Annotated in this window: 26 protein-coding genes; all 26 read left to right on the forward strand. The window is 39.2% G+C overall.

Features of this window, described 5'->3' with window-relative positions:
• Positions 1 to 9 precede the first annotated feature (9 nt).
• The 26 genes from rpsM to DWZ33_RS15620 all read left to right on the forward strand — a co-directional run bounded on the left by rpsM (position 10) and on the right by DWZ33_RS15620 (position 21,452).
• Entirely contained in the window at positions 10 to 375 is a 366-nt protein-coding gene (rpsM, locus tag DWZ33_RS15505; RefSeq protein WP_022936357.1) for a 30S ribosomal protein S13, read from the forward strand.
• Between the two features lie 19 nt (positions 376 to 394).
• On the forward strand, positions 395 to 796 hold the full coding sequence (gene rpsK / locus DWZ33_RS15510; RefSeq protein ID WP_022936358.1) for a 30S ribosomal protein S11: 402 nt from the start codon (positions 395 to 397) through the stop codon (positions 794 to 796).
• Between the two features lie 27 nt (positions 797 to 823).
• A complete protein-coding gene (locus DWZ33_RS15515) occupies positions 824 to 1,783 on the forward strand; it encodes a DNA-directed RNA polymerase subunit alpha (protein WP_022936359.1) in 960 nt (319 codons plus the stop codon).
• 21 nt (positions 1,784 to 1,804) lie between these two features.
• Complete coding sequence (gene rplQ / locus DWZ33_RS15520) at positions 1,805 to 2,167, forward strand: 50S ribosomal protein L17 (protein ID WP_022936360.1); 363 nt, start codon at positions 1,805 to 1,807, stop codon at positions 2,165 to 2,167.
• Positions 2,168 to 2,314: 147 nt separating this feature from the next.
• Positions 2,315 to 3,145: a hypothetical protein gene (locus tag DWZ33_RS15525; RefSeq protein ID WP_118455733.1), complete on the forward strand. Its 831-nt coding sequence runs from the start codon at positions 2,315 to 2,317 to the stop codon at positions 3,143 to 3,145.
• 163 nt (positions 3,146 to 3,308) lie between these two features.
• Positions 3,309 to 4,340: a M15 family metallopeptidase gene (locus tag DWZ33_RS15530; RefSeq protein ID WP_182425764.1), complete on the forward strand. Its 1,032-nt coding sequence runs from the start codon at positions 3,309 to 3,311 to the stop codon at positions 4,338 to 4,340.
• Entirely contained in the window at positions 4,337 to 5,521 is a 1,185-nt protein-coding gene (locus DWZ33_RS15535; protein ID WP_118455736.1) for a CapA family protein, read from the forward strand. The genes DWZ33_RS15530 and DWZ33_RS15535 overlap by 4 nt, the downstream gene beginning before the upstream one ends.
• A 2-nt stretch (positions 5,522 to 5,523) precedes the next feature.
• Positions 5,524 to 6,105, forward strand: coding sequence for an O-methyltransferase (locus DWZ33_RS15540; RefSeq protein ID WP_118455738.1), 582 nt, complete (start codon positions 5,524 to 5,526; stop codon positions 6,103 to 6,105).
• 62 nt (positions 6,106 to 6,167) lie between these two features.
• Positions 6,168 to 6,845, forward strand: coding sequence for a ribonuclease E inhibitor RraB (locus tag DWZ33_RS15545; RefSeq protein WP_118455740.1), 678 nt, complete (start codon positions 6,168 to 6,170; stop codon positions 6,843 to 6,845).
• Between the two features lie 52 nt (positions 6,846 to 6,897).
• A complete protein-coding gene (locus DWZ33_RS15550) occupies positions 6,898 to 8,232 on the forward strand; it encodes an HdeD family acid-resistance protein (protein ID WP_118455742.1) in 1,335 nt (444 codons plus the stop codon).
• 185 nt (positions 8,233 to 8,417) lie between these two features.
• Complete coding sequence (locus DWZ33_RS15555; RefSeq protein WP_022936367.1) at positions 8,418 to 9,284, forward strand: PRD domain-containing protein; 867 nt, start codon at positions 8,418 to 8,420, stop codon at positions 9,282 to 9,284.
• 17 nt (positions 9,285 to 9,301) lie between these two features.
• Positions 9,302 to 10,696, forward strand: a complete 1,395-nt coding sequence (locus tag DWZ33_RS15560) for a PTS transporter subunit EIIC (protein ID WP_118455744.1) — start codon at positions 9,302 to 9,304, stop codon at positions 10,694 to 10,696.
• A 5-nt stretch (positions 10,697 to 10,701) separates the two neighbouring features.
• Positions 10,702 to 11,193: a PTS sugar transporter subunit IIA gene (locus tag DWZ33_RS15565; protein WP_022936369.1), complete on the forward strand. Its 492-nt coding sequence runs from the start codon at positions 10,702 to 10,704 to the stop codon at positions 11,191 to 11,193.
• The gene (locus DWZ33_RS15570) at positions 11,190 to 12,671 is read left to right on the forward strand and encodes a glycoside hydrolase family 1 protein (protein WP_022936370.1); all 1,482 of its coding nucleotides are present in this window, start codon (positions 11,190 to 11,192) and stop codon (positions 12,669 to 12,671) included. Before DWZ33_RS15565 ends, DWZ33_RS15570 begins: the two co-directional genes overlap by 4 nt.
• Before the next feature lie 192 nt (positions 12,672 to 12,863).
• Complete coding sequence (locus DWZ33_RS15575) at positions 12,864 to 13,691, forward strand: energy-coupling factor transporter ATPase (RefSeq protein ID WP_022936371.1); 828 nt, start codon at positions 12,864 to 12,866, stop codon at positions 13,689 to 13,691.
• A complete protein-coding gene (locus DWZ33_RS15580; protein WP_118455746.1) occupies positions 13,667 to 14,521 on the forward strand; it encodes an energy-coupling factor transporter ATPase in 855 nt (284 codons plus the stop codon). The genes DWZ33_RS15575 and DWZ33_RS15580 overlap by 25 nt, the downstream gene beginning before the upstream one ends.
• On the forward strand, positions 14,518 to 15,315 hold the full coding sequence (locus tag DWZ33_RS15585) for an energy-coupling factor transporter transmembrane component T family protein (RefSeq protein ID WP_118455748.1): 798 nt from the start codon (positions 14,518 to 14,520) through the stop codon (positions 15,313 to 15,315). The genes DWZ33_RS15580 and DWZ33_RS15585 overlap by 4 nt, the downstream gene beginning before the upstream one ends.
• Positions 15,312 to 16,052, forward strand: coding sequence for a tRNA pseudouridine(38-40) synthase TruA (gene truA / locus DWZ33_RS15590; protein WP_118455750.1), 741 nt, complete (start codon positions 15,312 to 15,314; stop codon positions 16,050 to 16,052). Before DWZ33_RS15585 ends, truA begins: the two co-directional genes overlap by 4 nt.
• Positions 16,053 to 16,054: 2 nt before the next feature.
• Positions 16,055 to 16,840 (forward strand): histidinol-phosphatase, encoded by a 786-nt coding sequence (locus DWZ33_RS15595; protein WP_118455752.1) that lies wholly within the window; start codon positions 16,055 to 16,057, stop codon positions 16,838 to 16,840.
• A gap of 116 nt (positions 16,841 to 16,956) precedes the next feature.
• On the forward strand, positions 16,957 to 17,394 hold the full coding sequence (gene rplM / locus DWZ33_RS15600; RefSeq protein WP_022936376.1) for a 50S ribosomal protein L13: 438 nt from the start codon (positions 16,957 to 16,959) through the stop codon (positions 17,392 to 17,394).
• A gap of 11 nt (positions 17,395 to 17,405) precedes the next feature.
• Positions 17,406 to 17,807 (forward strand): 30S ribosomal protein S9, encoded by a 402-nt coding sequence (rpsI, locus tag DWZ33_RS15605; RefSeq protein ID WP_022936377.1) that lies wholly within the window; start codon positions 17,406 to 17,408, stop codon positions 17,805 to 17,807.
• 282 nt (positions 17,808 to 18,089) lie between these two features.
• On the forward strand, positions 18,090 to 18,401 hold the full coding sequence (locus DWZ33_RS15610; protein WP_118455754.1) for a hypothetical protein: 312 nt from the start codon (positions 18,090 to 18,092) through the stop codon (positions 18,399 to 18,401).
• Positions 18,402 to 18,416: 15 nt separating this feature from the next.
• Positions 18,417 to 18,785: a DUF1016 N-terminal domain-containing protein gene (locus tag DWZ33_RS18170; RefSeq protein WP_220452457.1), complete on the forward strand. Its 369-nt coding sequence runs from the start codon at positions 18,417 to 18,419 to the stop codon at positions 18,783 to 18,785.
• Positions 18,743 to 19,171, forward strand: coding sequence for a PDDEXK nuclease domain-containing protein (locus DWZ33_RS18175; RefSeq protein ID WP_244925887.1), 429 nt, complete (start codon positions 18,743 to 18,745; stop codon positions 19,169 to 19,171). Before DWZ33_RS18170 ends, DWZ33_RS18175 begins: the two co-directional genes overlap by 43 nt.
• Before the next feature lie 244 nt (positions 19,172 to 19,415).
• On the forward strand, positions 19,416 to 19,580 hold the full coding sequence (locus tag DWZ33_RS18040; protein WP_182425766.1) for a hypothetical protein: 165 nt from the start codon (positions 19,416 to 19,418) through the stop codon (positions 19,578 to 19,580).
• 327 nt (positions 19,581 to 19,907) lie between these two features.
• Positions 19,908 to 21,452, forward strand: coding sequence for a PucR family transcriptional regulator (locus DWZ33_RS15620; protein WP_118455756.1), 1,545 nt, complete (start codon positions 19,908 to 19,910; stop codon positions 21,450 to 21,452).
• Positions 21,453 to 21,463 lie beyond the last annotated feature (11 nt).

Below are 21,463 nucleotides of genomic sequence, written 5' to 3' on the forward strand. Positions count from 1 at the left end.
TAAACAAATATGGCTCGTATTGCAGGTGTTGATATTCCACGCGATAAGCGTGTTGTAGTTTCATTAACATATGTATATGGAATCGGCCCGACAACGGCTAGAAAGATTCTTGCAGACTGCGGAATCAGCGAAGATGTTCGTGTTAAGGATTTAACTGAAGAACAAGAAAACGCGATTCGTAGTAAAGTAGACGGTATTAAAGTCGAAGGTGACTTACGCCGTGAAGTTTCATTAAACATCAAGCGTTTAATGGAAATCGGATGCTATCGTGGTATCCGTCATCGTAAAGGTTTACCAGTTCGTGGACAACGCACTAAAACAAATGCGCGTACACGCAAAGGTCCGGTTCGTACAGTAGCGAACAAGAAGAAATAGGACGTAGGGAGGAAATAGTATGGCAAAAGTAAAAAAAGCTGCCGCTGGTGCTCGTAAACGTCGTGTTAGAAAGAATATTGCTCGTGGTGTTGCACACATCCACTCTACATTCAATAACACTATTGTTACAATCACTGACGAAAACGGAAATGCGATTGCATGGTCTAGCGCCGGTGCATTAGGATTCAAAGGTTCTCGTAAATCTACACCATTTGCTGCTCAGTTAGCTGGTGAAGCTGCTGGTAAAGCTGCAATTGATAATGGTATGAAAACTGTTGCTGTTAACGTAAAGGGTCCAGGCCCTGGCCGTGAAGCTGCAGTAAGAGCATTACAAGTAGCAGGATTAGAAATTACATTGATCAATGATGTAACTCCAATTCCACACAATGGATGTCGTCCACCAAAACGACCACGTGGTTAATTTAAACCTAAACTGAGGAGGTAAGCTATGCAAAAATTCGAACGTGCACATTTTGAAGTAAAAGAGTATGTTGAGTCAGAAAGTTACGGAAAATTTGTGATTGAACCGCTTGAAAGAGGGTTCGGCCAAACAATCGGTAACGCATTAAGACGTGTTTTGCTCTCCTCATTACCGGGAGCTGCTGTATTCTCAATTAAAGTTGACGGCATCTACCATGAATTCACATCAATTCCGGGAATCATGGAAGATGTTACAGCAATTATTTTAAATATTAAAACACTGATTATGGAGATCGACACCGATGAAGTGTATACACTGCGTATCTCTAAAAAGGGACCTGGTCCTGTAACGGGCGGCGATATTATCTGTCCGGAGGGTGTAAAGGTTCTGAATAAGGATTTATACATCTGTACATTAGAAGAAGACGGTGTACTCGAAATGGAACTTCAGGCACGTATTGGACGCGGTTATGTAAGTGCTGATACTAATAAGCAAATGTATCAGACACCAAACCAGCCGTTGGGTACTATCTATACTGACTCTATTTACACACCAATCGAAAGAGTTTCCTATCAGGTTGAACCAACTCGTGTTGGTCAAAATGCAAAATATGATAAGATCATTTTTGAAATTTGGACTAACGGATCAATTACTCCTCAGGAATCAGTTGCATTAGGATCAAAAATTCTGATTGACCATCTTGAACTGTTAACAAACGTTCATGATGCTGTTAATGATATGGAATCAATCATGAAAGAAGCTCAGGGAGAAGTTGTCAATAAGGGTCTTGTGATGATGATTGAAGATCTTGATCTTTCTGTTCGTTCATACAACTGTTTAAAACGTGCAGGTATTCAAACTGTTGAAGAACTGACACAAAAAACAGAAGATGAAATGATGAGAGTAAGAAACTTAGGTAAGAAATCACTTAAGGAAGTTAAAGATAAAATTTATGATTTGGGCTTAAGCTTCAAATCATTTGAATAGGTGTAAAGGGAGGACATAAACATGTGGAATCGTAGATTTGGACGTACTGCTGATCACCGTAAAGCAATGCTTCGTAACTTAGCTACATCTGTAATTTTGTACGGAAGCGTTGAAACGACTGAAATGAAGGCAAAAGACTTACGTTCTGTTGTTGATGAACTGATCACTTTGGCAAAGCGCGGAGATCTTCATGCTCGCCGTCAGGCTGCCAGCTTTGTTCGCAATGCTGTTGATGAAAAAACTGGACAGACTGCAGTTCAAAAACTGTTTAATGAAATCGGACCTAAATACCAAGACCGTAAAGGTGGTTACACTAGCGTAATTAAGACTAGAAACCGCCGCGGTGATGGTGCTCCGATGGCAATTATTAAATTAGTTGACTAATTAACATGTGAAAGATGGCTGAGAAATCGGCTGTCTTTTTTTGTGTGTTTTGATTTTGATAGTGCTGGACGAGCGAGATTCTTATAATTATAATGTAAATATAGGAGTGGATGGGATAAAGTACAAAGGGAGGAGAATTAAGCCTTTATGATGAAGAAATTCAGTACGATTATCAGCAGGATATTTATCCTTTTAATTGGTGCTTTCTTATTTAGAATATATATATTTTCAAGTGGATGGGAAACCCTGAATGTACTCATTGAAAACACAAGAGGTCCCTTCTACGCAGATGTTTTGATTGATAAAGAGCTAGTTTTAAATGAGATGCCACAGCAATATTTAGGTGATGATTTATTAGAGGACACCCACAATGATTTGCTGACCCTTAAAGATTTTGAATATGAAGGAAAGAAACCAATGCAAATGAATACTTACATTGAAGGGAATTGGAAGCTTGGTCCTTATGAATGTAAGAATACAAAGAATGGGTGTTTATTTTCAACAAATTCCCGGATGCCTGAGACGGTACAGCTTGTACTCATGGATAAAGATCATAAATTCTATGTATCAGAACCGATAACAGAGACACTGGATAACTGTGTAAAGATTGATTTCAATACCATGAAGGTGACCTATAATCGCAACCATATACTAAAATTCATATCCCCGCTATTATGGCTTTTACTGAGTGGAGAATTCATCGTTAGTATCATCCTAGCGAAACGAAAGAGTGAACGCGGTACAGAGTATTTAGGCAATGATAAATTAGTTGAGTTTTTCTTCTATGTGCCATATGCTATGAGTATAATCTTCCTCATACAACATGCTTATGAGCTAGATTCATTATCCATTATTATAGGGTTAATGTTAAATATATTCTATGTCATGCAGAGTGATGATGAGGATGTAGCTCTTTGGATAGCGGCAATTAATTTCTTGATTGCGATGCTCTGTTCATTTCTATTACCGATTTTCTAACAAGCTATATTAAAAAAGCGTATTTTACATGGCTGAATCCATAGGAGAATACGCTTTTCTATTTCTTAGGCCGAGCTGCAAGCTTTTCTTTAAACAATCACATTCCAGCATTCTCATGCGATATTTAGATGCCTTTGTGGTATACTGTTTAATAGGTGATAAAATGAAAAAACTTCTTGTATTAAGTATGCTTCTGCTACTGGAAGGATGTAAGAGTGAACCAGCGATTGAAGGTTTTACTGAAGATCAAATGGCAGAGCTGAGGAAGCATGAGGAAGTATTGAATAAAGTAAGAGATCAATGTGAATATCAGGAGTCGGTCAGATTGATGATGGATGCCGGTGCATTTAATGCGGATGATGTAGAGCTTTATTGTCAGATACCGCTGCGGGCTGAGCTGGTGCCGTCGCTGACTACTTTGGTTACCGCTGGTTATGATGCGGATCAGATTAAAACCCTTTTTGATTTGAATTTCTATCGGCCGGAAAATACTGCCCGCTATTTGAATTATGCGGCTGATAATCCACAGTACAGCTTGGAAGATGTTGTAGTAAGAATCAATATCGGTTTAGATGTGCCATTCTTTACGAATACCCATGTCATTGAGGATACGAGCGATTTCGGCATGCTGATTAATAAATATAATGAATTGCCGGAGGGCTATGAGCCAGCTGAATTGATGATAACCCCAAGTCCATGTACGATTGGTTTTCATTTTTCATGTTCATTTAATGATCCGCAATATGTGGAAAAGACAGCCGGTGAGCATTTTCAGCAGTTAGTTGATGCGGCAGCTGAAGCTGGTATCAAGATTAATGCGATTGCATCGTATCGTTCCTATGACTATCAATACAACCTCTATCATTATTATCTGAATGAGCAAGGTCAGGAATATGCCGATCTATATTATGCAAGACCAGGACAGAGTGAACATAATTCAGGACTGGCGATCGATGTGACGATGAATGATATGAATTATAATGAAATAGAGCTGGGCGCTGATTATCCATGGCTGCTTGAGCATATGGCAGATTATGGCTTCATCCTTCGTTATCCTGAGGATAAGACTGAATACACCGGCTTTGGTTATGAATCATGGCATCTGCGTTATGTCGGTGAAGAAATCGCCAAGGTTGTGATGGAGAACAATTGGTGTCTTGAAGAATATTATGCAAGAATGGATGTGACAAAATGAAGAAATTAAAAATATTGCTTGCTTTATTTGTATTATGCGGCTGTCAGTCAGCACCAACTGAACCTGATGAAGTTACTGACCCGGTAGTAAAAGAGGAGACACCGCCTGAGAATCAGGATGTTGTTGTGCATTTCAGCGGTGTGGGTGACAATTTGATTCATGATTCAATTTATCGTGATGCGGATCGCCTGGCGGGTGAAATGAATGATGGCCTTTATGATTTTCTGCCGATGTATGAAGATGTCAAGGATGAAATTGAGAAATCTGATTTAGCATTCATTAATCAGGAGACAATTTTAGGCGGTGATGAGCTGGGACTGTCAGGGTATCCTACCTTTAATTCTCCGCAGTGCCTTGCTGAACAGCTGCCGGCCTTTGGTTTTAATATGATCAATCACGCGACCAATCATGCGCTGGACAAGTGGGAAATCGGTGTCAATAATGCTATTTCATTCTGGCGTCAGCAATCTGGTATTGTGATGGCAGGTATCTATGATTCATGGGAAGATCGTGCTGAGGTTAGGGTAATCGAAAAAAATGGCATTCGTTTTTCCTTTCTGGCTTATACTTATGGCACTAACGGCATAGAATCTTATGCCGGTTATGCGATTCCATACTTTGATGAGACAGCGATACGAGAAGATGTAGCACGCGCCAAGGAAGTCAGCGATGTAGTAATTGTATCGGCACATTGGGGGAATGAGAACCAATTTGAACCAAATGAATTTGAATATGAATATGCACAGCTTTTTGCTGATCTTGGCGTCGATGTTGTTATTGGTACCCATCCGCATGTTATTCAGCCGGTGACATGGGTAACGGGTGCTTCAGGTAATAATACCTTAGTCGTTTATTCCCTGGGAAATTTTATTGGCGGAATGCTGGATATGTATAATAATTTATCTGGAATGATTTCCTTTGATTTCGTAAAAAAAGCGGATACAGAAAAGATTACCGTAGAGAATGTAAAATGGATACCGCTTGTTTCTCATTACGAGGGAGATGCCAATGATATCATGAATACACGATTAAATTTCAAAGTATATAAGCTTAAGAATTATACCGATGAACTCGCCAGTCAGCATGGACTTAATGGCTATGAGGGACAAGTGGTTACGAAAGAGGCCTTCAGTGCACGGACTCATGAGGTAATTGGTAATATCATACCTATCGAGGAGTAATTATGGAAGCGTTAATTAAAGAGATGGAAGCATATGCGGCAGAAAATCATGTGCCGATCATGCAGCAGGAAGGCATAGAATTTTTTCAGAAGCTTGTTGAGAAGGAAGAAATAAGGAGCATACTAGAATTGGGGACTGCCATCGGTTATTCAGCAATCCAACTGGCAAGGCTGCATCCAGACATTCATGTTGTTACGATTGAAAGAGATGAAGAACGGTATCAGCTGGCTGTTGAAAATGTGAAGCGCAGCGGGTTAGAGGAGCAGATAACATGTATCTTTGATGATATCATGAATGTGGAATTAAGTGATTCATTTGATTGTATCTTCATTGATGCGGCCAAGGCACAGTATATTCGCTTCTTTGAACGCTTTGAAGCAAATCTGAAGCCCGGCGGTGTCATCGTCAGTGATAATCTGAAATTTCATGGCTTGGTCGGCGCGCCATTAATTAAATCACGCAATCTGCGTTCTCTGGTACGCAAAATTCAGGGATACATTGATTATTTAAAAACGCGTGATGATTATGAAACGGTATTTTATGAATGCGGTGATGGTGTAGCGGTAAGTCGTAAAAGAATTTAAGCGAACTTCTTCCATAATCAGTAAAATGTGTTACAATAAATAAAAGAAAGTGGTGATTCAAGATGAAAAAAGCATTAACTACGATTGCAATCTTAGGTGGTATTGCCGCTGCGGTTGCCTATAAATTAAAAAAAGATGAAGAAAAAAAGATCATGAAACTTGAACAGGAGCTTCTTGACGAAGAAAATAGTACAGAAAATCACGAAGCAGAGGCGGATCAGGAAGCTTGCTGCTGTGAAGCTGAACCAGAAGCAGCCTGCAGCTGTGCGGAAGAGAGCTGCGGATGTGATGAAAGCTGTACTTGTGAAGAAGGCTGCGCGTGTGAAGATGAAGCGGCATGTAGCTGCGGTGATGAAGAGGCATGTGCCTGTGAAACAGAAAAGTGTGAAGCAGCAGATCCTCAGTATCCATATTTAAGTGCTGATGATAAAAAACGCATCGATGAAATCAATCAGGAAGTAATTGCAAATCTGGAAGAAAACGGTGATGTTCATGAAAACGAACGGCCTGTCCAGCATACGGTCGCTTTCACTAATCTTGATGATTTAGAAAACTATAAGACAGCGGTTATCAATAAAGGCTTTGTCGTAACAAAGGGCGAAGAAGCACTTGAACTTTATGTACTGCACATTGCGCCAATTGATCGCATTCAATTGATTCAAAATATTTATTATCTAGCTAATCTGGCATTAGAAATGCACGGTGTATACAAGGGCTGGAAAAGCCGCGTAAGCTACTAGAATCAAAAAAGGCGAAAGCCTTTTTTTCATTCGATCAGGGGAGGTGAAGGTATTGCTGAAGAAACGGCTGAATATCGGTTTCATGTTTGTGACCGGAGCGGTGTTATTATATTTGGGTGTTATTTTTATTACGAATTGGGCATCGGCTTTGAAGCTGACTTATCAGTTTTTCAGTATTGGTATTGTGATCTTAACCCTCTCTTCAATTGGTTATCTTTGTATCAATCGTTGGAATAGCCGAAAATCGGTGCTGCTGATTCAAGTGATTGGCCTTATTATTGTTGGTCTTATTTGTTATGGTAATGTTGAGCGGCTGATGGCGTTGGTACCGGTTGTGCTTGGCTTCTGGCTGCTTATTTTAACGGTTGTCAAAGGCATTACCTCCTATTTGATGCTGCACGATCATCTGCCATATGCCCGCTCACAGGTATTTATGACCATTCTCTATCTGCTGAGCGCAATCGCGTTAATTTTTAACCCAAGTGATTATTCACTGGAAGTAATCATCGTCTGCGGAGCGTATTTTATCTTATATGGAGCGTTTTTCGTATTCCGTGCGCTGACTGCCTTGATTCCTGAATCGGTGATTGAAGATATCGACAATCGGTTTCAGTTAGCGATACCAACCATGGTTGGCGCATTGCTGCCGCCGCATTTGATGAAGGTTATTTTATCCCGTTCAGAATCAGATCAGCAGCGTGAGGAATTTGATGTTATTAAAAAGGATCTGAAAAGTGATCTTGAAGTCATCGTCCATGTTGCCAAAAGCGGTCCAGCACAGCTGGGACACTGTGATTTAAGCTATCATGGCACACTGCTTTCCTATGGCTGCTACGATCCTCATGTTCGTTATCTATTTGGTACCTACGGTGATGGTGTAGCTATTTTAGCTCCTAAGGATGAGTATTTATATAACTGTCTGAAAAATGAGAATAAGGTGCTTGTGACCTTTGGCTTAGTATTAAATGACCGTCAAAAGGAACAGCTGAATCAGTCACTGTTAGAATCCTTCGCAAAGTTTGAACCCTTTAATTCAGATGAAGAATTAAAACGGCAGGGAATTGAGCCAAAAGGAATCTGCGATGATTATTTAAGCCGTGTTACCCGTAATGTACATAATTCACACTTCTATAAAATTAAAGAGGGAAAGTTTAAAACCTTTTTTGTCTTTTATACAAACTGTGTTTCCTATGTTTCCAAGCATCTCAGCAAGATAGGCTTCTCAATCCTTGATTTCAGCGGTATTATCTCACCAGGTGCTTATTATGATTTTTTAAACAATGAATTTAAAAGCGGCAAAGGCTGTGTGATTTACCGCAAGGTATATACGCCTAAAGATGCATGGCAGTTTAAAACTCATGAAAGAGAGGACAAAACTGATTTGTAGAAGAAATCATATTTTGTTATTGACAAAATGTAAGCGTTTTAGTAAGATGTAAGTGGACAAAGATAAATCGGTTTTGTTACTTAATCAAGGTTATTAAGGCAAACTCCAAAGTTGATTGTAAAGCAAGCAATCATGATGGGGTTTGCTTTTTTTATGTCCTATGGAAAGGAGTGGTTAAGAAAGATATGATGAAAAACCAATTAAAAGTGAAACGAGTAATCAATAACAACATTGTCATCGCGGAAAACTTCAAAGGCCAAGAAGTTGTCGCAATCGGCAAAGGGTTAGGGTTCAAGAAAGATAAGCATGATATCATTTCCGAAAATGAAATCAGCAAGACTTTCATTTCATTAGATAATCAAAACAAGCAAAGACTGCTGACATTATTTGATGAAGCTCCTTATGAAATTATTGAATTAACTCAATCAATTATCGAAATGGCACAAAATGAACTGCATGCGACATTTAATGTCAATTTGGTAATTGCTCTGGCTGATCATATCAACTTCAGTGTCAATCAATATAAATCTGGTTTTGATTCCTTTGCTTTAGTAAATGAAGAAGTCAAGCGATTTTATAAGGATGAATATGAAGTAGGTAAAAAGGCACTGAAAATGATTAATGAAACTTTAAATATTAATTTAAAGAAAGAAGAATCAACCTCTATTGCTTTCCATTTAATAACCGCTACTGAAAATAAGACCAACCGAGAAGCATTGAAAATCATGAAAGCTGTGAGTGAAATCATGAATATCGTTGAGACAGATTTAAGTATCGTTGTTGATGAGGATTCAATGGCTTATTCACGATTTGTAATTCATCTTAAGTTTTTCATGAGAAGGGTTTTATTTGAAGCAACAAAACCATCGGATGAATCATTAGGGGATATTTATTCACAGATTCAGACGGGGCATGATGAAGCGAATCTTTGTGTCGATAAGATTGCCGAATATGTATCAGAAACTTATAACTGCAGTGTCAGTGATGATGAACGATTATATCTGATTATTCATGTTGAACGGCTGCTGAAACAAGCCAAGCATAACCAATAACTTGGAAAGGAGAAAATATGGCTAAGATAGAACCTTTAAAGCTTGCATCCGATATTATTGAAAGAGTCGGAGGTACAGCCAATATTCAGACGGTTTCACATTGTGTTACCCGTTTACGTTTTGTGTTGAAGAACCGAAGTCTTGCAAAGGATGAGGAAATAAAGAAACTGAATGGTGTTTTGGGAGTTGTTTATGGTTCCGGACAATTTCAGGTAATTCTGGGTGAAAATCTATTTCCGGTCTTTGATGAGATTGAAAAGCATTATGATATTCAGACGGGGGATGTCGTTGATGAAAATCATACGGAGGATTTGAATTTAAATGCTGAACCAGTAAAAAAGAATGTAAAGTATTACTTCCTTAAAGCGATTCAATTTATGTCAGCGTCATTAACGCCGTTTATCACTGTTTTATACGGTGCTGGTATGATGCGTGTTGTATTGTCACTGGCAAGCTATTTCAATCCTGATCTGGCTGCGACAACAACCTATAAGATGTTTGATTTTATTGCTCAGACACCGTTCTACTTTATGCCGATTCTGGTAGCTTACGGGGCTTCTAAGGTATTGAAGTCAAACCCGGCATTCTCTATCACATTGGCAGCGGCCCTGCTTTATCCTGGCTTTGTCAGCTTAACGGCGGCCGGTGAAGCGGTGACGATGCTGGGCATTCCGGTTACTTTGATTGGTTATTCAAGCACTCTGCTGCCGGCGATTTTCTTATCCATCATGGCTGCATATTTAGAGAAGTTCTTCTATCGAGTAATACCGGGTGTCTTGCGAAGCGTTTTCGCGCCGCTGTGTATTTTCTTAGTGGGTTATCCAATTACGATGATCGTATTAGGCCCTGCCGGTAATATCGTGGGCGGCTGGATCGTTAATATCATTGTTTGGATTGAATCATTAACTGGCGGTATGGCACCTGGTATCATAGCCGCAGCTCACCCATTCTTAGTTCTGATGGGTGTTAATATGCTGATGGTACCGCCGATGACCGAATTGTTTACCGCTCAGGGATTTGATAATGTATTCCGTCCGGGCTGGATTCTGCATAACATTGCGGAAGGCGGTTCCTGCTTCGCGGTGATGATGCGTACAAAAGACGGCGATTTAAAATCAACAGCTTTATCGGCAGGCATCGGCGCTTTAGTTTCAGGCGTTTCTGAACCGGCATTATATGGTATCGGCATTCGATTTAAAACACCGATCATCGGTGTAGCTGTCGGCGGCTTGGTTGGCGGCGCGGTTGCTGGTCTGATGGGCGCACGGGCCTATTCAATGGGTTATTCAAGTATTTTAGGGGTAGTTATCTTTGAAGATACAATTGCTGCGATTCTGGTTGCTGTTGCTGTTGCATTCATTATTTCCTTTGTGGTGACATTCTTATTATTTAAGGATGAATCTAAAGCTTAGCTTGAATGTTTGATTTTTTAAATAAAGCAGCATTGCCGGCTAACGCAATTGCCGCAGCAGCAACTGGAAAGCTGATTCCGCTGGAAAATGTAAAGGATGAGGTATTCGCTCAGAAAATGCTGGGTGAAGGTGCCGCCATCATACCAGATAGTGAAATCGTTGCCGCGCCGATCAGCGGCAGAATATCGATGATCTATCCGACACTCCATGCCTTTGGTATCACATCCAAGACGGGGTTGGAGGTTCTTGTCCATATCGGAATCAATACAGTAGAACTTAAGGGGAAAGGGTTCAAATGCTATGTCAAAGAAGGCGAGCAGGTACATTGTGGTGATAAGATTGTCCGCTTTGATTCTTATCTGATGAATCAGGAGGGCTATGATATGTCCATTATGATCTTGTTTCCCAATTGTCAGCAGGAATTAAAGATTATCAAAGAGGGACATGTAAAAAGAGGTAAAAGTATTATTGCTGAAATAGGAGGAGAACAAAAATGAAATATTCAAAAGATTTAATTATACCTGAAGATTTTCCAAAGGGCTTCCTTTGGGGCGGCGCTACGGCTGCCAATCAATATGAGGGCGCTTATATGGAAGACGGCAAGCTGCCTTCAGTGGCTGATGTACAGCCGCACGGTGTCTTTGGTTATCCGGATCGTAATGCAAAATATTATCCAACTCATGGCGGTATTGATTTCTATCATCACTGGCAGGAGGACATCAGCGAGTTTGGTGAAATGGGCTTTAATGTCTATCGGACAAGCGTCGCATGGACAAGATTATTTCCAACCGGTGAAGAGGAAGAACCCAATGAATTAGGCCTGCAATTCTATGACCAAGTATTTAAGACATGCCGGGAAAAGGGCATGGAGGTGATGGTTACTATCTCTCATTATGAAATGCCGCTGCATTTAGCTGATAAATACGGGGGCTGGAAGAGCCGTAAAATGATTGATTTCTATACCAAGTTTGTTAAAACGATGGTTGAACGCTGGCATGGTGTTGTCAAGTATTGGCTGACCTTTAATGAAATCGGCAATAATATTCATAAGATGGAATGGATGACTGCCGGTATTGATCCTAAAACAAGTACATTAAATGACGTTTATCAAGCGAGTCATCATCAATTTGTCGCCAGCTCATTAGCGGTAAAGATTATTCATGAAATTGATCCTGAAGCAAAGGTAGGCTCAGTCATTGAGTATAAGACAATTTATCCGATGAGCTGTGATCCTAAGGATTCAATCGTCGTCTTAAAAGAAAAACAACGCGGTTATTTCTTCTCTGACGTACAGGTGCGCGGCCAATATCCAGGTTATGCATGGGAATATTTCAAAGAGAATGATATTAATATTGAATATACTGATGAGGATATGGCCATTATTAAACAATATCCGGTGGATTTCTTAAGCTTTACTTATTATCGTTCAAGAATTGCTTCTAAAGATTATGTTGAATCAGTACAAAAGGAAACCAATACTTCGGATAAGGAAATTCATGGCGATACAGCGTACCGCGGTGATGATAATATTGTTAATACTGGTAAGACTAATCCATATTTAAAGCTGACCCCTTCCGGCTGGTCAATTGATCCTGATGGTTTATATCTGGCGTTAGTTGATTTATATGATCGTTATCAGGTTCCTATCTTTGTTGCTGAGAATGGCTTAGGCATAAAAGAAACATTAGTCAATGGTACCGTAAATGATACATACCGGATGGAATATCTGCGTGATCATGTGATAGCGATGCAAAATGCGATTAAAGATGGCGTTGATTTATTTGGTTATGCATGGTGGGGCCCTATCGATATTGTCTCAAATGGTTCCGGACAGATGTCGAAGCGTTATGGCTTTATCTATGTAGACCGCAATGATGCCGGTGAAGGAACATTGAAACGTTACCGTAAACAGTCTTTCTATTACTATAAGAAGCTGATTGCATCAAATGGCAGGGATCTGACAATTCCTGAATAAGACAGCGAAACCGTTTTCAATAATGAAGGCGGTTTTTCTTCTGGATGGATAAAATTCAGGTGCTGCTTTGCTTTGCGGCAATAATTTGCAGGAAGTGTTAAAAACAGCGGTTATTCGCATGATTTTACAACTAAATATTTGTGAAGTAACAAAAAACGTTGTATAATAAAGTGCAGACTGCGAGGTGTTTTAATGAATAAAATTACAGTTAGAGACTGCACATTTTCTTATGATAAAGAACACAATGCAATAGACGGCATTTCTTTTGATATTGAAGCGGGATCTTATACAACCATCATTGGTCATAATGGCAGCGGTAAGTCGACGATTGCCAAGCTGCTGATTGATCTGCTGGTTAAGGACAGCGGTTCAATTCAGGTTGATGGACTTGAACTGAATGATGAAAATGTATATGCGATCCGCAGTAAAATAGGTATTGTATTTCAAAATCCGGACAATCAGTTCATTGGCGCAACGGTTGCTGATGATATTGCGTTCGGCCTGGAGAATCACTGCGTAGAGAGCTCAAAGATGCAGGGCATCATTGAGAATTTTGCAGCTAAAGTAAATATGCTGGATTACTTAAACAGTGAGCCGACACGGCTTTCCGGCGGTCAGAAACAGCGGGTGGCGATTGCTGGTGTATTGGCGATGAATCCAGAGATTATTATTTTTGATGAGGCAACCAGTATGCTTGATCCGCAGGGTAAGGCAGAAATCAACGCGCTGATTCATGAGATTCATGAACAGAATCACCTAACGGTTTTATCGATAACGCATGATATTGAAGAGGTAGCCGGCAGTGATCATGTGCTGGTATTTGATCAAGGTCACAAGATTATGGATGGCAAACCGGCAGATATTTTAAAACGGAAAAAGGAATTGATTGATTTAAAGCTTGATATCCCTTATGCGCTGAAATTTGTTCATGCATTACAGGATGAGGGCGTAGATATTGATGAGGTAATTACGATGGAAAGGCTGGTGGATGAATTATGTCAATTGAAATCCGCAAGCTAAGTCATATTTATAATGAGGGTACAACTTTCGCGTCCGTAGCCTTAGATGCTATTGATTTAACGATACAGGAATATTGTATGACGGCAATTATCGGGGAAACCGGCAGCGGCAAGAGTACGCTGGTTCAGCATTTGAATGCATTATTGCTGCCAAGCAAGGGTGAGATTCAGATCAATGATCGAATCATAAAGGCTGATGAGAAGCCAAAGCAGTTAAAGGCGCTGCGTAAAAAGGTAGGTTTGGTCTTTCAGTTTCCTGAATATCAGCTGTTTGAGGAAACAATTTTAAAAGATGTCAGCTTTGGTCCTAAGAATTTTGGGGCCAGTGAAGAAGAGGCTGAACAGCGCGCCAAAGAGGTGCTGAAGGTTGTCGGTCTTGATGAAAGCTATTATGAAAAGAGTCCTTTTGAATGCTCCGGCGGTGAGAAGCGGCGGGTGGCGATTGCCGGTATTTTGGCGATGGACCCAGAGATATTAGTGCTTGATGAACCAACGGCGGGCCTTGATCCTAAGGGCGCTCGAGATATGATGCAGCTGTTTGTTGATATTCAGCAAAATTATCATAAGACAATTTTGCTGGTAACGCATGATATGGAACACGTATTGTCCTATTGTCAGCATGTGGTTGTGCTATCACATGGTAAAATCAAGCGTGATTGTGATGTGAAGACATTCTTCAGTAATGTTGATGATTTAAAAGAGATGAAAATTAATCCGCCGGCGGTAATCCGTCTGCGCGAGGCTTTGCTGGCAAAAGGATTTAAGCTTGATCCTTCATTGCTGGATATGGAAGAGCTTGCCAAACAGGTGGCAAAAGAGGTGAAACGATGAAAAATTTTGCCTTAGGACGTTATCTGCCTATTGATTCTGTTATGCATCGTTTTGATCCGCGGGCAAAAATTGCCGCTATGCTGATATTGATGATTGCCATCTTTATTCCGGCGGGTTTTATCGGTTATGGATTAATTGGCGCAGTTGTATTGCTGGGCATCTATCTGGCAAAGATGAAATTAAACTTTATCTGGAATGCCATGAAGCCGATGTTTTTTATGCTTGGTTTCCTGCTGATTATTAATATGCTGGTCGTTAAGACAGGAACGCCGCTAATTACCGTATTTGGGTTTACGGTTTATTCTGACGCTCTGTCACAGACGTTCTATATCGTAGTGCGTTTGGTGCTGATGATTACTATTACCACCACGTTAACCGCAACGACTAAGCCGCTTGATCTGACGATGGGGTTGGAGGATTTAATGTCACCTTTAAAGAGGTTTCATGTACCGGCTCATGAGATTGCGATGATGATTTCAATCGCGCTGCGTTTTATACCGACGTTGATTGAGGAAACTCAGCGAATCATCAAGGCGCAGGCAAGCCGCGGTGTGGATCTTGACGAAGGAAAGCTGAAAGAGAAGATTATGGCGATTTTATCCCTGATTGTGCCATTATTTGTTTCTTCCTTCCAGCGCGCGGAGGAATTGGCGAATGCGATGGAGGCCAGAGGGTATGTGCCGGATCATCAGCGTACGCGTTATAAGCAGCTTGTGATGCAGCGAAAGGATACGATGCTGATTGTCTTTGCTTGCTTTGTCTGCGCGGGCATGATTGCCTTGGCGGTGTTATGATTGTAAAGTGTATTGTGGCCTATGATGGATCGATGTATTGCGGATGGCAGGTACAGCCTGGTTCACCCTCAATCCAGGAAACGATTGAAAAGGCTTTAAAGAAGATGCATAAAAGAGAGGTCAGCATCGTCGGCAGCGGCCGCACGGATACCGGTGTACATGCTTTAGGACAAGTATTTCATTTTGAAACTGAATTGAAGCTGACGCCTTTCCATTGGTGCGCGGCGATTAACCGTCTGCTGCCTAAGTCGATTCGCATACAGGACGCGCAGGTTATGCCTGATGATTTCCATGCTCGTTTCGATGTTGTCAGCAAGCGGTATGATTATTATGTGACCAGAGATGCGGACAACCCCTTTATTCAGAATTATATGGGTAAAGAAAGACGGGAGCTGGATCTTGAAGCGATGCGGGAGTGCGCGTCAATCTTTGTCGGCACCCATGATTTTACTTCCTTTACGAGTAATAAAATTCATGCTGAGAAAAGCCGTGTGAGAACGATTACTCGGGTTGAGGTAGAAGCATATGAATCAGGCGTGCGGATGATTTTTGAAGGTGATGGCTTTTTGCGCTATCAGGTGCGGATGATGGCTCAGACACTGATTGAAGCCGGTTTGCATCATGAGGATAAAGATAGCATTTTAAAGATGCTGGAAGCTAAGGATAAGCATGCGTGTCATTATAAGGCAGAGGCGTGCGGGTTATATTTAGTTAAGGTTAATTACGAGGAGGAATGAAGATGAAGGCGAATTATCATACGCATACAACACGCTGTCAGCATGCGAAGGGCAGCGATGAGGATTATGTTTTAAGTGCAATTAAAGCCGGTTATGATGAATTAGGCTTTTCAGATCATGCTCCATGGAAATATAACAGTGATTTCCATCCGACAATGCGGATGGAGCTGAGTCAGTTTGAGGATTATAAGCGAAGCATTTTATCCCTGAAGGAAAAGTATAAAGATCAGATCAGTATTAAGCTGGGACTTGAGGTTGAATATTACGAGCAGTATATGCCGTGGATGAAGCAGTTTATCAAGGAACAGGAGCTGGATTATATTATTTTCGGCAATCATTTCTATGAGACGGATGAAAATCGTTTTTATTACGGCAGTCATATTATTGATAATCAGACGATGGAGCTTTATCTGAATGATGCGATTAAAGGCATGGAAAGCGGGCTGTATGCTTATTTCGCGCATCCTGACCTGTTTATGCGTTCACTGCGTCAATGGGATGCGCTGTGCGATTACGCGGCTCATGTGATCTGTAATAAAGCAAAGGAATTGGATATGATTTTAGAATATAATATTGCCGGTAAAATGGTTTCTGAACAATTGGGCAGAGAGCAGTATCCACATCATTGTTTCTGGGAGATCGCGGCAGATACCGGCTGTAAGGCAATCGTTGGTATGGATGCTCATGATAATCTGAATCTGGAGAAGAATGAATATTATGACAATGCCAGGGCTTATTTGAAAAAATTAGGCCTCGAGGTAGTCGATACAATTCAATTTCTGCGTTAATTGTGTAAAATAAATACATAATTATCTTGACTTTAAGGGGTTTAGCATTTATAATATTAAAAGGCACGTTTATGCCTTTGTAGCCCCGGAAACTACTTAGGAAAGGAAGCAACAATATGCGCCAAACAACATTTACAAAACCTGCAGAAGTAACACGTCAGTGGTACGTAGTCGATGGAGCAGGAAAGAATTTAGGACGTTTAGCTACTGAAGTAGCTGCTGTGTTACATGGTAAACACAAACCGTCATTTACACCAAACGTTGACTGCGGTGACTATGTTATCGTAATCAATGCTGATCAGATCGTTTTAAGTGGAAACAAAATGGAAGACAAAATGTACTATAACCACTCTCAATGGAGAGGCGGCTTACGTACACGCAGCGCTCGCGTTATGAAGGATCAGTATACAATTGAATGGGTTGAAAGAGCTATTCATGGTATGCTTCCACACACTCGTTTAGGTGATGTACAACGCGGACATTTATTTGTCTATAAAGGTGCAGAACACCCACATGCAGCACAAAAACCAGTTGTGCTGGAGATTAAAGGCTAGGAGGATAGGATATGGCTAAGAAAAATAACGTAACTTACATCGGTACAGGACGTCGTAAAACTTCTGTTGCTCGTGTCTTCATGACTCCAGGAAAAGGTAACATTTCTGTTAATGGTAAAACATTAGAAGAATACCTTCCATTAGAAACTTTACGTATGGTTGTTCGTTCACCGTTAGAATTGACTGAAACTTTAGGACAATTTGATGTATTAATCAATGTTCAGGGTGGTGGTTACACTGGACAGGCTGGCGCTATGCGTCACGGTATCACAAGAGCTTTAATGGAAGCTAGTGCTGATTATCGTCCAGCTTTAAAAGCTGCTGGCTTTGTTACTCGTGATCCACGTGCTAAAGAACGTAAGAAATACGGACTTAAAGCAGCTCGTAGAGCACCTCAGTTCTCAAAACGTTAATTATTTATCGTCAAGGGACAATCAAGATCATCTGTTATGGATGGTCTTTTTTTCGTATTATAGGAAATTTCATTTTCAAGCATCAAATCGCCAATATCACATTATGAAAAGCTATCTAAAAAATGATATAATCAGATGAAATCATCGTGTGAATATGGTATATTATGAGTAACAAAAAACAATATTATTTAATCATTAAATTCAACCTAAGCATCACCTAGTTTCCTTTGTATCAATCGAATCTCAGTGGATGCTTTTTTGTTCAAGGGGAGGGGAATATCAATGAAGTGTCCATCGTATTCAAATCGCTTCTATTATAAAGAGTTATCAGAAGAGGATGCGAATTGTATTAAGAAGGATTTGATCCTGTATAACTCAATGCTTTATATGGCTTATAAGAAACTCTATTTAACTTGTTTTCATGGTTTCAAAGAAACTGTCTCTTTAGAAAAACAGTTAAAAGCAAGATATGGTACGAATGATTCCTTTCCTTTATCTGCAATACATGAAGCCAGAGCCTTGCTTAAAAGTAATATTGAAATCAATCAGCGATTGAAGAAAGAATGTACAATACGGATCGAAATAAGGGTATAATAAGGATAGCTAATATTGAAAGGGGGATTTGTTTGTGGAAAATATTTGTTAGAAAATGAGGCATTGGTAAATGAAATCACTAGTATTATCACAAATGCTAGAAATAATGTTATTAAAAATATTAATAATGAATTAATTAATGCATATTGGAATATAGGGCGTATCATAGTTGAGGATGAGTTAAAATCCGAGCGTGGCGAATATGGAAAAAAACAATTAATTACACTATCAAAGACTCTTACAAATAGATTTGGGAAAGGATTTTCTCGAGCAAATCTTCAAAATATGAGGTTGCTTTATTTGAAATATCCAAATTGCCAGACACTGTCTAGCAAATTGAGTTGGTCGAAGCTCTTGTCAGACAAATTGAAAAGTTTCTTTTAGAATTAGGAAAAGGATTTATGTTTGTGGGAACTCAGCAAAGGGTAACATTTGGAAATACTCATTATTATGTTGATATGGTTTTCTATAATAAGATTTTAAGATCTTATATATTAATTGAATTAAAGACAATTAAATTGATGCCTGAAGCAGTTGGGCAGCTTAATATGTATTTGAATTATTATGCAGCAGAAATTAATGATGAAAACGATAATCCGCCGATAGGTTTAATTTTATGTACTGATAAAGGAAATGTTGATATGCAGTATGCATTAGGAGGTTTAAGTAATAATATTTTTGCTTCAAAATATGTCACATATATGCCTGACAAAGAACAATTAATTGCTCAGGTTGAAGCTGTATTGTCGTCTAATGATAAAACAGAATAAGTGAATATAAGCTTTGTGAGTAGTTATGGCAATGTAACAAGTAAGAATCAAAATACTTATTGCATGCCACAGTTCTCAAACGTTAATCATTTTAATGAGAAGATTAAAGAAGTATTTGGATTTTGAGAGAAGTTTAAATGCTTCTTTTTTGTAATATAAGAAATTGCATTCTCAAGCATCAAAGTACCAATTTTTTGGATATAATAATTTAATCAATAAACTTCTAAATGAAGAAGGTGACATTATGAACGATATAGTAGAAAGTAATGAAGTAGTACAATTTAAGGATGGGGATTTTATATTAGATGTTAAAATTTCTTCTAAAGGTAAAACAGTTTGGTTAAATCAAGTTCTCACAGCGATAGAAAGCATATACTTTCTAAACTCATGTTTTTTGTTATGCGTGTGAGTGTTGATAAGTATACATGAGTGATGAGATGGTACAAGCCAAGAGATAGTTTTTATTTAAGCCAATGATAAATTTATTAAATATCGATTTGATGCCACATAGCTGAAGATACATTTGAGTATGATTACGATCAGATACAGAAATAATTTTATATCTATGATTCATCAAACTTGTTTAAGTAATGTAAATGGAAATTATTTAAGGTTATCATTTTGTACAGTGATTCTGCCAGCAATTAATTCATCAGTTTATACATCAAATCATTGAACTATTTGATTTTATTTAGTTTATAATGAAGGATATAAAGCTAAGTGCAAGGAGAAAGTTATGATTTCATGGAAAAAGGTCTTGCAGTGTTTTGAAGAAGCTGATTATCATTTGCTTAACACAAGCAATCTTTATCAAGAATATTGGTATTTGCGAACACTTTACAGAGGACTGAGAGCCGATGATGATACTGTATTGTATGTGATTCGATTAAGTGATGTCCCTTATGTATCCTTTGCTGAAAACATAGCTGTCATTGTGATCAATGACACTGAAGGACAACCTGATTCTGAGCAGCCCTCAATGAAGGGGAATGCTATATTGCTGAATGAACAGAAAGAACTTTCCAAAGGATTTCTTAATCTTGAGGCTGAATTTCATAATCAATTCAAGATTGGCTACATCATGCAGAAGCTATTGGACGTTGTTGCCTCAGATGGCGGTATCCAATTGATGATTGAAATGATCTCTGATTTTTTTAAAGAACCGATTGCATTGCTGGATACAACCTTTCGTTTCATTGCCCGTTCTGAAACCTATAAACCGATCTCCGGTAAATCAATCTTTTCTGATGATGCTCATTATGGTGAAGGCTACAACAAAAGCATGCTCGAATATTTTAAAAAGAATGGTTTATTAGAAGCCATGCTTCATGCCAACGCGCCCTTCCATTTCAAGGTAAAAGAAGAAGAGATTGCGTACTATATGCCTGTTATAGTAAATAAGATCAAGGTTGCTTATTTAATTATCTATTCCAATCAGCCGGAATATGATCGAAAAGATTACTATTTAGAATTTCTGCCGCTCTTCTCACAAATGATCAGCATTGAGCTTGCTAAAAGAAACTTTTATTTATTCAATAAGGGTACCTACTACAACTACATATTCTCTTTAATCTTATCGGATGCAAAGGTTGATGTTGAGGATGTGCGAATGCGGCTGAATATCTATGGCTATGACTTAAGATATAATTTATATCTGCTTGAAGTTGATTCCAATATAGAAGAGATTAAAAGTCTGCATAAGGATAAAATTGCTGAATCGATTCGCAATACCTTCCGCAATAGCTTTTATGTATTTAAAGAGGATCGGGTGTTTTTCTTAATCAGCAGACATAAAGATGAGCTTCTTACCTTTGATGAAATGGAAGGCTGGAATATGAGTTTAGAAAGTCAAAATCTGATTGGCGCAATGACTGGACCATTCACGGATTTTGCTGATATTCACAAACATATGAAAGAGGTAAGAATGGTATTGGATGCTGTTCTGCAGACAGATAATCAAAAAAATCTATATACATTTGAAGAATATCAAACTAAGTCGATGATTTCATATTTAAAGCAGGAAGATATCAGTTTATTTCTATATAAGCCAGTGTTAGATTTAATCGCCTATGATGAAAGACATGGAACGGAGCTTGTGGAGACGTTAAAAGAATATTTGAAATATCCAAAGGAAATTGCATTGATCTGCGATGCTCTTTGTATTCATAAGAATACTTTATATAAACGGCTGGATCGCATTGATTCAATCATGAACTGTGATTATCGCAATGGTACAGAGATCATGAAAATCGAATTAACTTTAGAAATGCTTGGTAAATAAACAAGGTGTGC

The sequence above is a fragment of the Dielma fastidiosa genome (genome assembly GCF_003475485.1).
In the GTDB taxonomy this organism is placed as follows: domain Bacteria; phylum Bacillota_I; class Bacilli_A; order Erysipelotrichales; family Erysipelotrichaceae; genus Dielma; species Dielma fastidiosa.